This window comes from Burkholderia sp. BCC1985 (genome assembly GCF_905339915.1).
GTDB lineage: Bacteria > Pseudomonadota > Gammaproteobacteria > Burkholderiales > Burkholderiaceae > Burkholderia.
Genome location: NZ_CAJPGY010000037.1, coordinates 25,834 through 40,071, shown reverse-complemented (window position 1 = coordinate 40,071; position 14,238 = coordinate 25,834). Strand labels below are relative to the sequence as shown.

17 protein-coding genes are annotated in these 14,238 nt (G+C 69.3%); 14 read left to right on the top strand and 3 right to left on the bottom strand.

What is annotated here, in order from left to right:
- Position 1 precedes the first annotated feature (1 nt).
- From gspK to U4Z31_RS28570, 4 genes are read left to right on the top strand one after another with little or no spacing between them, the layout of a single operon-like run.
- Positions 2–1,114 (top strand): type II secretion system minor pseudopilin GspK, encoded by a 1,113-nt coding sequence (gene gspK / locus U4Z31_RS28585; protein WP_321812087.1) that lies wholly within the window; start codon positions 2–4, stop codon positions 1,112–1,114.
- 24 nt (positions 1,115–1,138) lie between these two features.
- Positions 1,139–2,512 carry a type II secretion system protein GspL gene (gene gspL, locus U4Z31_RS28580; protein ID WP_321812086.1) on the top strand — a complete coding sequence of 458 codons (1,374 nt, stop codon included), beginning with the start codon at positions 1,139–1,141 and terminating at the stop codon, positions 2,510–2,512.
- A complete protein-coding gene (gene gspM, locus U4Z31_RS28575; RefSeq protein WP_044845246.1) occupies positions 2,509–3,015 on the top strand; it encodes a type II secretion system protein GspM in 507 nt (168 codons plus the stop codon). Before gspL ends, gspM begins: the two co-directional genes overlap by 4 nt.
- A gap of 31 nt (positions 3,016–3,046) precedes the next feature.
- Positions 3,047–3,835: a type II secretion system protein N gene (locus U4Z31_RS28570; protein WP_044845203.1), complete on the top strand. Its 789-nt coding sequence runs from the start codon at positions 3,047–3,049 to the stop codon at positions 3,833–3,835.
- A gap of 25 nt (positions 3,836–3,860) precedes the next feature.
- Here the strand turns inward: U4Z31_RS28570 and U4Z31_RS28565 are convergent, their stop codons facing one another.
- Both U4Z31_RS28565 and U4Z31_RS28560 read right to left on the bottom strand, forming a co-directional pair.
- Entirely contained in the window at positions 3,861–5,408 is a 1,548-nt protein-coding gene (locus U4Z31_RS28565; protein ID WP_321812085.1) for an efflux transporter outer membrane subunit, read from the bottom strand.
- Between the two features lie 273 nt (positions 5,409–5,681).
- Entirely contained in the window at positions 5,682–5,966 is a 285-nt protein-coding gene (locus U4Z31_RS28560) for a multidrug ABC transporter ATPase (RefSeq protein ID WP_082088525.1), read from the bottom strand.
- A gap of 175 nt (positions 5,967–6,141) precedes the next feature.
- Between U4Z31_RS28560 and U4Z31_RS28555 the strand changes: the two genes are divergently transcribed.
- The 4 genes from U4Z31_RS28555 (at position 6,142) to U4Z31_RS28540 (ending at position 9,106) form a co-directional block, all read left to right on the top strand.
- A complete protein-coding gene (locus U4Z31_RS28555; protein ID WP_044845200.1) occupies positions 6,142–6,630 on the top strand; it encodes a MarR family winged helix-turn-helix transcriptional regulator in 489 nt (162 codons plus the stop codon).
- Positions 6,631–6,805: 175 nt separating this feature from the next.
- Entirely contained in the window at positions 6,806–8,368 is a 1,563-nt protein-coding gene (locus U4Z31_RS28550; protein WP_321812084.1) for a DHA2 family efflux MFS transporter permease subunit, read from the top strand.
- A 106-nt stretch (positions 8,369–8,474) separates the two neighbouring features.
- Entirely contained in the window at positions 8,475–8,723 is a 249-nt protein-coding gene (locus U4Z31_RS28545) for a type II toxin-antitoxin system Phd/YefM family antitoxin (protein WP_044845198.1), read from the top strand.
- A complete protein-coding gene (locus U4Z31_RS28540; RefSeq protein ID WP_257775091.1) occupies positions 8,720–9,106 on the top strand; it encodes a type II toxin-antitoxin system VapC family toxin in 387 nt (128 codons plus the stop codon). Before U4Z31_RS28545 ends, U4Z31_RS28540 begins: the two co-directional genes overlap by 4 nt.
- A gap of 21 nt (positions 9,107–9,127) precedes the next feature.
- On the opposite strand, the gene U4Z31_RS28535 is transcribed toward U4Z31_RS28540, so the two are convergent.
- Positions 9,128–10,054, bottom strand: coding sequence for a LysR family transcriptional regulator (locus U4Z31_RS28535; protein WP_044845196.1), 927 nt, complete (start codon positions 10,052–10,054; stop codon positions 9,128–9,130).
- A gap of 139 nt (positions 10,055–10,193) precedes the next feature.
- On the opposite strand from U4Z31_RS28535, the gene U4Z31_RS28530 reads away from it, so the two are divergent.
- The 6 genes from U4Z31_RS28530 to fliO all read left to right on the top strand — a co-directional run bounded on the left by U4Z31_RS28530 (position 10,194) and on the right by fliO (position 14,205).
- Positions 10,194–10,670, top strand: coding sequence for a CidA/LrgA family protein (locus U4Z31_RS28530; RefSeq protein ID WP_044845195.1), 477 nt, complete (start codon positions 10,194–10,196; stop codon positions 10,668–10,670).
- Positions 10,671–10,683: 13 nt separating this feature from the next.
- Complete coding sequence (locus U4Z31_RS28525) at positions 10,684–11,406, top strand: LrgB family protein (protein ID WP_044845194.1); 723 nt, start codon at positions 10,684–10,686, stop codon at positions 11,404–11,406.
- 200 nt (positions 11,407–11,606) lie between these two features.
- Positions 11,607–12,143 carry a flagellar basal body-associated protein FliL gene (gene fliL / locus U4Z31_RS28520; protein ID WP_124486793.1) on the top strand — a complete coding sequence of 179 codons (537 nt, stop codon included), beginning with the start codon at positions 11,607–11,609 and terminating at the stop codon, positions 12,141–12,143.
- 22 nt (positions 12,144–12,165) lie between these two features.
- The gene (gene fliM / locus U4Z31_RS28515) at positions 12,166–13,164 is read left to right on the top strand and encodes a flagellar motor switch protein FliM (RefSeq protein WP_124486792.1); all 999 of its coding nucleotides are present in this window, start codon (positions 12,166–12,168) and stop codon (positions 13,162–13,164) included.
- Positions 13,157–13,648, top strand: a complete 492-nt coding sequence (fliN, locus tag U4Z31_RS28510; protein WP_124486791.1) for a flagellar motor switch protein FliN — start codon at positions 13,157–13,159, stop codon at positions 13,646–13,648. Before fliM ends, fliN begins: the two co-directional genes overlap by 8 nt.
- Positions 13,645–14,205, top strand: a complete 561-nt coding sequence (gene fliO / locus U4Z31_RS28505) for a flagellar biosynthetic protein FliO (protein ID WP_321812083.1) — start codon at positions 13,645–13,647, stop codon at positions 14,203–14,205. The genes fliN and fliO overlap by 4 nt, the downstream gene beginning before the upstream one ends.
- Positions 14,206–14,238 lie beyond the last annotated feature (33 nt).

Sequence of the window (14,238 nt, the reverse complement as noted above, 5' to 3'; positions counted from 1 at the left end):
GATGCGCGCGCGCCCTCACCGTACCCGGTTCGCCGCGCGTGGCGCCGTACGCGGCCGCCGCGAGCGCGGCGCGGCGATCATCACCGCGCTGCTCGTCGTCGCGCTGTCGGCGATCCTCGTGTCGGGGATGCTGTGGCGCCAGCAGGTGCAGATTCGCCGCATCGAGAACCAGCGCGTGATCGCGCAGGCGCAGTGGGTCGCGCGCGGCGCGCTCGACTGGACGCGCATGATCCTGCGCTCCGAGGGCGACACGGCGCCCGGCATCACCTATCTCGGCGGGATCTGGGCCGTGCCGATCGCGAAGACGAAGCTGTCGGATTTCCTCGGCCGGATCGGCGCGCCGAACGACAACGGCGGCGAAGATACCTACATCTCCGGATCGATCGAGGACGCGCAGGCGAAGTACAACCTGCGCAACCTCGTGTCGTCGCCGGCGCCCGGCGTACTGCAGCTCAACGCAATGCAGCTCCAGGCGTTCCAGCGGCTGTTGACGACCCTCGGCTACGACGGCGCGCTCGCGAAGCGGATCGCGCTGCAGATGCGCGCGGGCCTGATGCACTCGGCGACGCGTTTCCAGACGCCGACGCTGCCCGGCGCCGGAACGGCCGCGACCGCGCCGGTGCCCGGCGGCGACACGGCCGGCAACTTCACCGACGAGCCGGGGATGTCCGACGGCGACCGCGGGCCCGCGCCGCTCGTGATGACCGGCGTCGACAGCCTGCTCGACGTCGACGGCGTCACGCCCGAAATGATCGCGCGGCTGCGCCCGTTCGTCACCGTGCTGCCGACCACGACGCCGGTGAACATGAACACCGCGCCGGCCGAGGTGATCGCGGCGCTGATGCCGGGGATGAGCGTGTCGTCCGCGCAGGCGCTCGTAGCGCGGCGCGAGACCGTGTTTTTCCGCAACGTCGGCGACGTGCAGCTCGCGCTGCGCGGTGCCGGCGCGCCGAACGTGACGATCGACTCGAGCCTCGTCGACGTCAATTCGAGTTACTTCATCGTGCATGGCCGGATTCAGCACGATCGCGCGGAGGTCGATCGCACCTCGCTCGTGTATCGTGATCCGACCACGCACTCGACGCGGGTCGTGCGCATCCGCGACCAGCTATAACGACGCCATCCGGGAGAGGAGCTCTTGAGCACGCTGATTGTTTCTTTGCCGCCGCGCGAGCCGGCCGTGCCGTTGCAGGAATGGCAGTGGCCCGAGCTGCCGTTCACGCTCGTGGACAAGGCCGGCCAGGTGCAGCGCGCGGGCCGCGCCGCGCTCGCGCTGCTGCCGCGCGCGAACGCGACGGTGCTGATCATCGCCGCGCGCGACGTGCTGCTGCTGGCCGCGACCGTGCCGCCGCTCAAGGGGCCGAAGCTGCGCCAGGCGCTGCCGAACATCGTCGAGGATCAGCTGATCCAGGATCCGCTCGGCTGCCATGTCGCGCTCGATCCGGTCGCGCTGCCCGACGGCCGCCGCGTGCTGGCCGTCGTCGACCGCGCGTGGTTCCGCGCGATCTGTGATGCCTTCACCGCGGCCGGCCACCGGCACCTGAGCGCGGTGCCCGCGACGCGCTGCCTGCCCGCACCGCGCGCGCCGGCGGCGGAAGCTGCACCGGATGCGCATGCCGACGGTGAGGCCACCCAAGCCGACGCGCTCACGGATGCGGTCGAGCCGCCTGCGCGCCCGACCGCGGTCGCCGCGGTGCTCGGCCTCACGACGGCGATCGAGCCGGTGCTCGTGGAAGCCGGCGCGCAGCCGGCCGCGGCCGGTGCGCCGCGTCTCGAATTCGCGGTCGCGCGCGGCGCGCTCGGCGAAGGGTTCGCGGCGCCCGCGTCGCGCGCGGCCGGCACGCTCGCCGCGCTCGCGGGCGGCGGCGACGTCGAACTGTACGAACTCGGCGAACCGGGCGCGGAGCCGCGCCTCGCGTCGGTCGGACGCGCCGACGGCCCGCTGCTGCCGGGCGCGCAGCCGCTGCCGTTCGATGCGTTCGCGCGGCGTGCGCTGACCGAGCGCTTCGATCTGTGCCAGTTCGAATTCGAATCGCAGCCGTGGCGCTTCGACCGCGCGACGCTGAAGCGCCTGCGCGTGCCGATCGCACTCGCCGCGGCCACGCTCGGCGTCGCGGTGATCGGGATGAACCTGCACTGGTGGAAGCTGTCGCGCGAGCGCGACGCGCTGTCCGCGCAGATCACCGAGACGCTGCTGTCTGCCTTCCCGAAGACGACGACGGTGCTCGATCCGCCCGCGCAGATGCAGCGTCAGCTCGACCAGCTGCGCCTCGCGGCGGGCGAGCTGTCGCCGAACGATTTCCTCGCGCTGTCGAGCGGGCTGTCGCGTTCGATGGGCGCGCTGCCGCTGAACGGTATCGCGTCGCTCGATTATCACGACCGGCGGCTCGACGTCGGCTTCAAGCCGGAGGTCAAGGTCGACCCCGATTTCCCGCAGCGTCTCGCGCGCAACGGGCTGACCGGCGAAGTCGACAGCAGCACCGGCAAATGGACGATCCGGAGCCGCTCATGAAGACGGAACAACTGACCCAGGCGCTGGCCCAGTTCTGGGGCGAGCGCACGCCGCGCGAGCGGACGCTGCTCGGCTGGGGCGGCGCCGTGCTGGCCGTCGCGATCGCGTATTCGGTGCTGTGGTCGCCCGCGGAGGAAGGCCGCGCGCGGATCCGGCGCGCGCTGCCGACGATGCGCCAGGAGCTCGCGCAGATGACCGCGCAGGCCAACGAGGCGAAGTCGTTGACGGCCGCCGCGCAAGGCGTCGCGCCGACCGGTCTTGCGCTGAAGGACGCGCTCACCGCGTCGCTGTCCGATCACGGGCTGCAGGGCGCGCAGGTGCAGGTCGTCGGCAACGGCGTGCAGATCCAGATGAAGAACGCCTCGTTTCCGGTGTGGACGCAGTGGCTCGACGACGCGCGCCGGCAGTTCAAGGTGCAGGTCGGCGAAGCGCACGTGACCGGACTGAAGGAAGACGGCCAGGTCGACCTGACGGCCGTGATGCAACCCTCGACGCAGAAATGACGCAGTGGATGAAACCAGCGACGGCCGGCCGATGAGGCCAGGGATCAGGCGGCTCGTGGCCGCATTGCCGTGGGTGGTGGCGGGCGGGTTCGCGACGGCGCTGACGCTCGTCGCGCTCGCGCCGGCCGCGTGGATCGCGCCGCAGTTCGCGCGCGCGAGCGGCGGCCACGTGAACCTCGTCGATCCGGACGGATCGCTGTGGCACGGCTCGGGCACGCTGATGCTCGCACCGGGCGCGGACCAGAGCGCGGCAACGCTGCTGCCGGGGCGGGTCGAATGGACCACGGGCTTCTGGCCGCTCCTGACCGGGCGCGTGCGGATGCGCATGCGGCAGACCGAGGCGATGCCCGACGCCGTCACGCTCGACGCGACGTGGCGCGGCGCCGTGCTGTCGGCGGGCACGATGGCCGTGCCCGCGTCGCTGCTTGCCGGGCTCGGCACGCCGTTCAACACGCTCGACCTGCAGGGCGACGTGCGGCTCGGCTGGACCGACTGGCGGATGATCGGCAACAGCGCGTTCGGCCAGCTGACGGTGACGATCGATTCGATGAGTTCGCGCGTGTCGCGCGTGAAGCCGCTCGGGTCGTATCGCGCAGTGCTGCAGGCGAAGGGCTCGGGCGCCGATCTCGACCTGTCGACGACGCAGGGCCCGCTGTTCCTCGACGGACACGGCAGCTTCGGCCCCGGCCAGGGTTCGTTTCGCGGCACCGCGCATGCGGCGCCCGAGCAGCAGGCGAACCTCGCGGGGCTGCTGAACCTGCTCGGCCATCCGATCGGCAACAACGAAGTGTCGCTGATCTTCGGCGACGCGACGCGCTGACGCGCGCCACCCTCTCCTTTCCGTCTTACTTCTGCGCGAGCGGCACGGCGGCCGACGGCGCGGTCGCGGCCGGCGCCGCCGCACCGGATGCCGGCGCCGGTGCCGCCATGTCACCCGTTTCGCGCGCGAGGTCCGACGCATCCCAGCCGCCGCCGAGCGCCTTCACGAGCCCGACCGACGACACCATCCGCTGGCCGGCGATCGTCGCGAGCTTCTGCTGCGCGGTGAACGCGGTGGTCTGCGCGGTCAGCACGTTCAGGTAGGCGACCGTGCCGGCCTTGTACTGGTTCGTGACGATCGCGAGCGCATGCTGGGCGCTGTCGACGGCCTGCCGCTGCACGTCGACTTCCTGCGCAAGGATGCGCTGCGACGCGAGGTTGTCCTCGACGTCCTGGAACGCGGTGAGCACCGCGAGGCGGTACGCGGCGACGTCCTGGTCGTAGGTCGCGCGCGCGGCATCCGTTTGCGCGGCGCGCAGGCCGGCGTCGAACAGCGTCGCCGCGAGCTGCGGGCCGACCGTCCAGAACCGCGCCGGCAGCGTAAACAGTTGCGACCACACCGAGCTCTGGAAGCCGCCGGTGGCTGACAGGGTGAGTGTCGGGAAGAACGCGGCGATCGCGACGCCGATCTGCTCGTTCGCGGCCGCCGCGCGGCGCTCGGCCGCCGCGATGTCGGGCCGGCGCTCGAGCAGCGCGGACGGCACGTCGACCGGCGTGATCGGCGGCTCCGCCGCGAGCGGGTTCGGCGCCAGCGAGAACGTCGATGCCGGTTCGCCGATCAGTGTCGCGATCGCATGCTCGTACTGCGCGCGCGCGACGCCGTTGTCGATCGACGCGGCCTGCGCGCTCTGCAGCTGCGTCTGCGCCTGGATCACGTCCGCGCGCGCGGCGACGCCCTGCGCGTACTGGTTCTGCGTGAGCTTCAGCGATTCGCCGTACGACTTCACGGTGTCGTCGAGCAGCTTCTGCAGCGCGTCGGACGTGCGCAGCTGGAAGTAGGTCTGCGCGAGCAGCGCCTGCTGCGAGAGCCGCGCGTTCGCGAGATCGGCCGCGGCGGCCGCTTCGCCGGCGCGCTGCGCGCTGACGGTGCGGCTCACCTTGCCCCACAGGTCGGGTTCCCAGCTCGCGTCGAGGCCGACGCTGTAGCTGTTGCTGATCGACGAACTGCTGCCGAAGCTCGACGAAGACGACGTACGCCCCGTCCGGGAGCGCGAGCCCGAGGCGGTCAGCCCGACGGTCGGGAAGTACGCGGCACGCGCTTCGGCGACGAGCGCGCGGGCCTGCCGGTACGCGGCGGCCGATTGCGCGATGGTCTGGTTCGATGCGTTGAGCTTGCCGACCAGTGCGTCGAGCTGCGGGTCGTTGTAGACGCTCCACCACGGACCGCGGTCGGCGCGGTCGGCGGGCTGCGCGACTTTCCAGCCGGCCGGCGCTTCCTTGAAGGCGGCGGGGATCGACGTGTCGGGCCGGTGATAGTCGGGCCCGACGGCGCAGCCGGCGAGCAGCACGGCCGTCGCGACGGCGACGGCGGCGCTCAGCGGGCGAAGGGCGCGCGGGAGGGGAGCGTACGGCATGGTGGTTTTCCTGTCGGGATGCTGCGGCCGGCGAGCGGCGTCGCGCGATGCGGTCGTCGTGCCGCTGGCGGACAAATGGTAACTGACGGCGGGAAAGCCGCGCAGCCCTAAGGGTACGGTGCGCGGCGACGCGAATGTGTTACCGGCGCGGCCGGCCGGTTTACCGGTCATTACGGATCGCTTGCGCTCGAGGCAGGCGACGAATGCGGCGCAGACGAAGCCGGGCCGCGGGGTGCGGCCGGCATTCGGTCGGGATGACGGGAGCGAGCGGTGTCAGTGGCAGCGCGCGGGCACCGGGACGGGATCGGCAGCGGACCGCCATGTCGACGGCTCCGTGGCCGCCGGCCGGCTCGTGCGGCGGGCGGCGCCCTTCGCGTTGCGCTGCCGGCGGTGATCGAACCAGGCAAACCCGAGCGCCGCGAGCGACCCGCCCGGCACCACCAGCATCGTCACGTACAGCGCGATCTTCCAGCCGCGGTGCGGCCCGGAGAACACATGATGAGCGGTATCGGTCAGGTTGCGGCGCAGCGCGCCGGCGGCATTTTTCAGGAACAGCATTGCGAACATCCTCGGGTGCCCGGCAGCGCGGGCTGAGCGGTCAGAACATCGTCTCCGGCAGTGCAGCATGCACGTCGTAACTGGTTGCCTGAAATAATATTGACTAAGCAATCATTTTTCAAGATACTGGGCGCGTTTTGACCTGAAACGCACTGTTGCTGCGCGCGCAATTCGCATGAACGGCGGCCTCTACGATCCCGACACCATCGCACTGGAAACGAGCCTCGGTTATTACCTGACCAAGGCCCGGCAGGCGCTCGTCGAGCGAATGGACCGCGCACTCGAGCCGTACGACCTCACCGCGCAGCAGATCGGCGTGATCCTGCTGCTGTCGCGCGGTTATGCGCGCACGCCGTTCGAGCTGTCGCGCAAGATGTCGTACGACAGCGGTTCGATGACCCGGATGCTCGACCGCCTCGAGCGCAAGGGCCTGATCGCGCGCTCGCGCAGCGAACAGGACCGCCGCGTGATCGAGCTGACGCTGACCGAGCGCGGCGCCGACGCGGCCCGCGCGCTGCCGTCGCTGATCGCGACCGCGTTGAACGCGCAGCTCGCCGGTTTCTCGGCCGACGAACTCGCGCTGCTCACCGGCCTGCTGCAGCGGTTCATCGCCAACGGGCCCGGCGATGCCGGCTGCCCGAAGCCCGACGAACCGGATTGCTGAGCGCGGGAGGCCCGATGTCTAGGTTAAGCATTCGCTTATTTCTCTGTCTGGGCAGAAGATGACGAGGCACGTGCTCCATCTCTCCCCTCACCCGTTCCACCCGTCCGGGCCGCGCGATAGGGTGCGCCCGTGTGTTGTGCCGGCGCGCTGCGCGTGCCGCGTCTAGGAGATTCCGATGTCCGCCACCACGGCATCCGCCGCGCCACCTGCCGCCCAACCCGCGCCGCTTACCGGCGGCGCGCTCGCGCTCCTCACCGTCGGGCTCGCGCTCGGCACCTTCATGGAAGTGCTCGACACGTCGATCGCGAACGTCGCGGTGCCGACCATCTCGGGCAGCCTCGGCGTCGCGACGAGCGAAGGCACGTGGGTGATCTCGTCGTATTCGGTCGCGTCCGCGATCGCGGTGCCGCTGACCGGCTGGCTCGCACGGCGGGTCGGCGAGGTGCGCCTGTTCACGCTGTCGGTGCTCGCCTTCACGATCGCGTCGGCGCTGTGCGGCCTCGCGTCGAACTTCGAGACGCTGATCGCGTTCCGGCTGTTGCAGGGCCTCGTGTCCGGGCCGATGGTGCCGCTGTCGCAGACGATCCTGATGCGCAGCTATCCGCCCGCGAAGCGCGGGCTCGCGCTAGGGTTATGGGCGATGACGGTGATCGTCGCGCCGATCTTCGGCCCGTTGCTGGGCGGCTGGATCAGCGACAACTACACGTGGCCGTGGATCTTCTACATCAACCTGCCGATCGGCATCTTCTCCGCGGCCTGCGCATACTTCCTGCTGCGCGGCCGCGAGACGAAGACGACGAAGCAGCGGATCGACGCGATCGGCCTCGCGCTGCTCGTGATCGGCGTATCGTGCCTGCAGATGATGCTGGACCTCGGCAAGGACCGCGACTGGTTCAACTCGAGCTTCATCGTCGCGCTCGCGCTGATCGCGGTCGTGTCGCTCGCGTTCATGCTCGTGTGGGAGGCGACCGAGAAGGAACCGGTGGTCGACCTGTCGCTGTTCAAGGACCGCAACTTCGCGCTCGGCGCGCTGATCATCTCGTTCGGCTTCATGGCGTTCTTCGGCTCGGTCGTGATCTTCCCGCTGTGGCTGCAGACGGTGATGGGCTACACGGCCGGCAAGGCCGGCCTCGCGACCGCGCCGGTCGGGCTGCTCGCGCTGGTGCTGTCGCCGCTGATCGGGCGCAACATGCACCGGCTCGACCTGCGGATGGTCGCGAGCTTCGCGTTCATCGTGTTCGCGGGTGTATCGGTCTGGAATTCGACGTTCACGCTCGACGTGCCGTTCAACCACGTGATCCTGCCGCGGCTCGTGCAGGGGATCGGCGTCGCGTGCTTCTTCGTGCCGATGACGACGATCACGCTGTCGAGCATCTCCGACGAGCGGCTCGCGAGCGCGTCCGGGCTGTCGAACTTCCTGCGCACGCTGTCCGGCGCGATCGGCACCGCGGCCAGCTCGACGTTCTGGGAGAACGATGCGATCTATCACCACGCGCGGCTGTCGGAATCGGTGAGCATCTACGCGCAGAGCACGACCGACTACCAGGGCGCGCTCGCGCAGCTCGGGATCGTCGGGCAGACGGCCAACGCGCAGCTCAACCAGCTCGTCACGCAGCAGGGCTTCATGATGGCGACCAACGACTTCTTCCATCTGTCGGCGGGCGTGTTCATCGCGCTCGCGGCGCTCGTGTGGATCACGAAGCCGAGGAAAGGCGCGGGGCCGGCGATGGGGCATTGAACGCGGAGGCTGGACCGTTTTCGCTGCACCTTGTTCGTCTTGCAAGCCCCTTCCGTTCGGACTAAGCTAAGTAGATTACTGAACTTAGTTCACATGGGATGAGGTAATGCAAACCTACAACATGCATGACGCGAAGACGAATCTATCGCGTTTGATTGACGAAGCCGTCCACGCGGGCGAACCGTTCGTGATCGCGAAAGCCGGCAAGCCGCTCGTCAAGGTGGTGCCGATCAATGCGCCTGAAGCCGTTCCCCCGGCTCGGATCGGCTTCATGAAGGGACAGATTCAGGTTCCCGACGATTTCGACACGATGGGTGACGAGGCCATTCGGAGGCTGTTCGAGGGCGACGCGTGAAAGTCCTGCTCGACACCCATCTGCTCCTTTGGGCGGCGGCCGACGCTGCGGAACTACCGAGCAGCGCCCGGTCGATCATTCAGGATCCGGCTTACACCCTGCTTTTCAGTGTCGTGAGTCTCTGGGAAATCGTGATCAAGCGCGGACTGGATCGGGACGATTTCCAGGTCGATCCCCATCTGCTCCGTCGCAACCTGCTCGATGTCGGCTACGTGGAATTGCCGATCACGAGCGCGCACGTTCTCTGCGTCGAGCAGTTGCCGGCGGTCCATCGCGATCCGTTCGATCGGCTGTTGATCGCGCAGGCAATTTCGGAAGGTGTATCGCTGCTCACGCACGACCACACCGTTGCGCGGTACGCGGGCCCGATTCAGCACGTCTGAATTCTGCCCGCGCCGCGCGCCTCACTCCCGCGCCCGCAACCCGCCGAAGGCCAGATCGTCGCCCGACGCGATCGGCAGCGTCGCCCGCGCGACGTCGAGCCACGCCCGCGCCGCGTGCGACAGGTAACCCTTCTTCAGCCAGCCGAGCGCGATCGCCCAGGTGATCTCCGGCTCGACGATCGGCCGGCACGTGAACTGCCGCGCATCGAGCCGCCGGCAATACGGCTCCGGCAACAGCGCGATGCCGACGCCCGCGTGCACCAGCGCGGCCATGAAATCCCAATGACCGCTGCGGCTCACGATCGACGGCGTGAAGCCGGCCTGCCGGCACGCGTCGAGCACCGCGTCGTGCAGCGCGAGGCTCTCCGCGTAGAACACGAACGACTCGCGCGCCAGATCGGCGAGCGGCACGGCCGTGTGATCCTCCCAGCGCGACTCGCGCGGTGCGACCAGCCACAGCGGCGCGCGCACCATCGGCAGTCGCTCGAACGTGGCCGGATCGACCGGCTCCAGCAGCCCGCCGAGCTCGAGCTCGCCCGACATCAGCGCGGCCTCGATCATCCGCGCGCCCTGCTCGAACAGCTTCAGCTCGATGTTCGGATAACGCTGCTTGTACGCGGCGATGATCGGCGTGAACAGCGACCCGCCGAGCGGCGGAATGCCGATCGTCAGCTCGCCGCGCCCGAGCGTGCCCAGATCCTTCAGCTCCGACTGCAGCTGCGCCTGCGCGGCGAGCACGTCCTGGCCGCGCTGGAACACGATCCGCCCCGCGTCGGTCAGCACCATCTGCCGGCCGTCGCGCAGCAACAGCGGCGAGCCGATCTCGTCCTCGAGCGCCTTCACCATCTTGCTGATGGTCGGCTGCGTGACGAACAACCGGTCGGCGGCCGCCGTGAAGCTCTGCTGACGGACCACCTCGACGAAGTACCGCAGCGCGCGCAATTCCATCGATGACTCCCCAAGTTGGTGCAACGAACCAAGCTGAATTCCGAATTGGAATGACAAGGATAGAGACAAGTCATTTTATTTATGGTTAGGGGAAACCCTATACTCACACCATCAACGCAATATCTGTATGGAGCCCGCCATGACCAAGCCGACCGCCACTGCCGCCGCCCGCCCCGCCGCCGCGGGCAACGTTGCGCGTACGGGCCGGATCGTGCTGCAGGCCACTGCGCTCGGCGTACTGTGGATGGCGGTCGACTGGGCCGTGCGCGCGGTCGGGCTGCCGGTGCCGTCCGGCGTGGTCGGCCTCGCGGTGCTGCTCGCGCTGCTGTTCTCGGGCCGGGTCGCGCCCGCGTGGGTGAAGGACGGCGCGAACTGGCTCCTGTCCGACATGCTGCTGTTCTTCGTGCCGGCCGCTGTCGCGGCCGTCCAGTATGGCGGGCTGTTCCGCGAGGACGGCTGGCGCATCGCGCTGGTCATGCTCGCCGGCACCGCGTTCGTGATGGTCGCGGTGGCGGTGGCGGTCGACCTCGCCGCGAAGCTCGAGCGCCGGCTCGCCGCGCAGCGCGTGTTCGCCGAGCGCCGCCGTGCGCGCCTCGCGACCGCGTCGGCCCACTGAGCCGGAGCCTGCGATGCTTGCGCTGCTGTCGAACCTGTCCGCCGACCGCGTGAATACCGCGATCTCCGTCGGCTGCTTCGTGCTGACGGTCGTCCTGTATTTCGTGTCGAAGCGGCTCTACGCATACAGGAAGACGCTGCTGTTCTCGCCGCTCGTGTTCGTGCCGGGCGTGCTGGCGCTGCTCGTCGTGCTGACCGGCATCCCGTATTCGGTCTACTTCCGCGACACGCGCTGGCTGATGTGGCTGCTCGGCCCGGCGACGATCGCGTTCGCGGTGCCGATCTACGAGTATCGCGACCTGATCCGGCGCCACTGGCTGTCGCTGTCGGTCGGCGTCGCGGTCGGGATCGGTGCCGGCGTATGCGGATCGCTGCTGCTCGCGAAGCTGCTGCACCTGTCGCCTGAGCTGCAGCGCTCGCTGATGACGCGCTCGGTGTCGACCCCGTTCGCGCTCGCCGTGTCCGACAAGATCCATGCGCCGAAGGACCTCACCGCGCTGTTCGTGATCGCGACCGGCATCTGCGGGATGCTGCTCGGCGAGATCGTGCTCGCGCTTGTGCCGATGCGCACGCGGCTCGCGCGCGGCGCGCTGTTCGGCGCGGCCGCCCACGGCGTGGGCACGGCGAAGGCGCGCGAGATCGGCAGCGAGGAAGGCGTCGTGTCGAGCCTCACGATGATGATCGCGGGCGTGGCGATGGTGCTGATCGCGCCGCTGCTGTCGCTGCTGCCGATCTGACGATGCGCGGGCGGGTGCCGCCGCCCGCCCTTCCCGCCCGAAGGCCCGGATGCCCGCCGGTCGCCTGCCTCACCGCTCGCAGACGCGGTTTTCCCGCCGCTCGTACCCTGCATCGAGCCGACACCCGGCCGACAATCGGCTGAGATAGCCGCAATTCCCCCCTCTTTTCCGCCCATCGGGCTCGGCCCGGATGCCGAACAATGCATGCTACGAGACATCACGCACGCATTCACATGGCCTCCACGACCGCAAACCCGACTGCCGACAAGCCGGCCTCGTCCGGCAAGTTCAAGCGCATCGCGCTCATCGCCGTCATCGCGCTGGGCGCAGCGGCCGCCGCCGCGGGCGGCATGTACGTGTTCCTGAGCAAGACCGGCGTCGGCCATGCGAGCGCGCCCGCCGAACCGGCGCCGCTGGCCGCTCCGGTGTTCTTCCCGCTCGACCCGCTGACTGTCAACCTGCAGTCGGACGACGGCGTGCAGCACTACCTGCGCGTCGGCCTGTCGCTGAAGCTCACCGACCCGAAGGCGCAGGAGCAGCTGACCGCGCGCATGCCGGAGACCCGCAGCCGGATCCTGCTCGCGCTGTCGAACAAGCATCCCGAGGATCTCGCGACGCCGGACGGCAAGCGTTCGCTCGCGAAGGAGCTGCGCGAGCTGATCGAACAGCCGACGCAGCCGGGCAACCAGCGCGCGAAGGTCGACGACGTGCTGTTCACCGAATTCGTCGTCCAGTAACGCGGCCGGAAAAGGAGCGCGCATGGGCCACCAGGAGTTCATGTCCCAGGAGGAGGTCGATGCCCTCCTCAAGGGCGTCACGGGCGAAACCGACGCAATCGACGAGCAGCGCGATACGTCGGGCGTCCGCCCCTACAACATCGCGACGCAGGAGCGGATCGTCCGCGGCCGGATGCCCGGCCTCGAGATCATCAACGACCGCTTCGCGCGCCTCTTGCGGATCGGCATCTTCAACTTCATGCGGCGCACGGCGGAAATCTCCGTGAGCCAGGTGAAGGTACAGAAGTACAGCGAGTTCACCCGCAACCTGCCGATCCCGACGAACCTGAACCTGGTGCACGTGAAGCCGCTGCGCGGCACGTCGCTGTTCGTGTTCGACCCGAACCTCGTGTTCTTCGTCGTCGACAACCTGTTCGGCGGCGACGGGCGTTTCCACACGCGCGTCGAGGGCCGCGACTTCACGGCCACCGAGCAGCGGATCATCGGCAAGCTGCTGAACCTCGTGTTCGAGCACTACACGACCGCGTGGAAGAGCGTGCGGCCGCTGCAGTTCGAATTCGTGCGCTCGGAGATGCACACGCAGTTCGCGAACGTCGCGACGCCGAACGAGATCGTGATCGTCACGCAGTTCTCGATCGAGTTCGGACCGACCGGCGGCACGCTGCACATCTGCATGCCGTATTCGATGGTCGAGCCGATCCGCGACGTGCTCGCGTCGCCGATCCAGGGCGAGGCGCTCGAAGTCGACCGCCGCTGGGTGCGCGTGCTGTCGCAGCAGGTGCAGTCGGCCGAGGTCGAGCTGAGCGCGGATCTCGCCGAGATCCCGTCGACGTTCGAGAAGATCCTGAACCTGCGCGCGGGCGACGTGCTGCCGCTGGAGATCGCGGACACGATCACCGCGAAGGTCGACGGCGTGCCGGTGATGGAGTGCGGCTACGGCATTTTCAATGGTCAATATGCGTTGCGCGTACAGAAGATGATCAGCGCGGGCGACACGATGAAGGAAGGTGGATATGAGTGAGCTGAACCCGACGACCGAACTCGACCCGCAGGCACTCGCCGACGCGGCCCTCGCGGAATCGGCCGCGGCCGTGCAGGCAGCGCCCGCCGCCGCGGAAGAGGATTCGGGCATTGACGACTGGGCTGCCGCGCTCGCCGAGCAGAACCAGCAGCCGGTGCAGGCGGGCGCGACCGGCGCCGGCGTGTTCCAGCCGCTGTCGAAGGCCGCGGCCAGCTCGACGCACAACGACATCGAGATGATTCTCGACATCCCGGTCAAGATGACCGTGGAGCTCGGCCGCACGAAGATCGCGATCCGCAACCTGCTGCAGCTCGCGCAGGGGTCGGTCGTCGAGCTCGACGGCCTCGCCGGCGAGCCGATGGACGTGCTCGTGAACGGCTGCCTGATCGCGCAGGGCGAGGTCGTGGTGGTCAACGACAAGTTCGGCATCCGGCTGACCGACATCATCACGCCGGCCGAACGGATCCGGAAGCTGAATCGATGAAAGTCGTGACGTCCGGCCGCCGCGCGCGCCTGTTCGCGATCGCGGCGGCGGCTGCCGTTGCCGCGTCGCTTGCGTGCGCGCCCGCCGGTGCCGCCGACATGAACGCGGTGAACAACGCCGGCGCCATCGCATCGAGCGTGACGGTCGGCTCGGCCGTGCCGTCGCTCGGCGTCGGCGCGGTGCTGCAGACGCTCGTCGGGCTCGCGGTCGTGATCGGCCTCGTGTTCGGCTGCGCGTGGCTCGCGCGCCGCTTCGGGTTCCAGCCCGCGCGGCGCGGCGGCCCGCTGAAGGTCGTGTCGAGCGTCGCGCTCGGCGCGAAGGAAAGCGCGACGATCGTCGAGATCGGCGACACCTGGCTCGTGCTCGGCGTCGCGCCGGGCAACGTGCGGCTGCTGCATACGCTGCCGGCCGGCTCGGCGGCGGCCACCGCGACGGTCGAGGCACCTGCCGGCGGCCCCGCATCCGGCGGCGGCCAGCCCGGCACGTTCGGCGCGCGGTTTCGCGACGCGCTCGCGGGCGAAGCCGCGAAGCGCTTCGGACGCGGCAAGGACCGCTGACATGGCGTCGCGCCCTCTTTCCGTACTCGCATT

Bases quoted from the DNA above. Each gene is read 5' to 3' on its own strand.
- gspK (WP_321812087.1), top strand. From the start codon at position 2: ATGCGCGCGCGCCCTCACCGTACCCGGTTCGCCGCGCGTGGCGCCGTA.
- gspM (WP_044845246.1), top strand. From the start codon at position 2,509: ATGAAGACGGAACAACTGACCCAGGCGCTGGCCCAGTTCTGGGGCGAG.
- U4Z31_RS28570 (WP_044845203.1), top strand. From the start codon at position 3,047: ATGAGGCCAGGGATCAGGCGGCTCGTGGCCGCATTGCCGTGGGTGGTG.
- U4Z31_RS28565 (WP_321812085.1), bottom strand. From the start codon at position 5,408: ATGCCGTACGCTCCCCTCCCGCGCGCCCTTCGCCCGCTGAGCGCCGCC.
- U4Z31_RS28560 (WP_082088525.1), bottom strand. From the start codon at position 5,966: ATGCTGTTCCTGAAAAATGCCGCCGGCGCGCTGCGCCGCAACCTGACC.
- U4Z31_RS28555 (WP_044845200.1), top strand. From the start codon at position 6,142: ATGAACGGCGGCCTCTACGATCCCGACACCATCGCACTGGAAACGAGC.
- U4Z31_RS28550 (WP_321812084.1), top strand. From the start codon at position 6,806: ATGTCCGCCACCACGGCATCCGCCGCGCCACCTGCCGCCCAACCCGCG.
- U4Z31_RS28545 (WP_044845198.1), top strand. From the start codon at position 8,475: ATGCAAACCTACAACATGCATGACGCGAAGACGAATCTATCGCGTTTG.
- U4Z31_RS28535 (WP_044845196.1), bottom strand. From the start codon at position 10,054: ATGGAATTGCGCGCGCTGCGGTACTTCGTCGAGGTGGTCCGTCAGCAG.
- U4Z31_RS28530 (WP_044845195.1), top strand. From the start codon at position 10,194: ATGACCAAGCCGACCGCCACTGCCGCCGCCCGCCCCGCCGCCGCGGGC.
- U4Z31_RS28525 (WP_044845194.1), top strand. From the start codon at position 10,684: ATGCTTGCGCTGCTGTCGAACCTGTCCGCCGACCGCGTGAATACCGCG.
- fliL (WP_124486793.1), top strand. From the start codon at position 11,607: ATGCATGCTACGAGACATCACGCACGCATTCACATGGCCTCCACGACC.
- fliM (WP_124486792.1), top strand. From the start codon at position 12,166: ATGGGCCACCAGGAGTTCATGTCCCAGGAGGAGGTCGATGCCCTCCTC.
- fliN (WP_124486791.1), top strand. From the start codon at position 13,157: ATGAGTGAGCTGAACCCGACGACCGAACTCGACCCGCAGGCACTCGCC.
- fliO (WP_321812083.1), top strand. From the start codon at position 13,645: ATGAAAGTCGTGACGTCCGGCCGCCGCGCGCGCCTGTTCGCGATCGCG.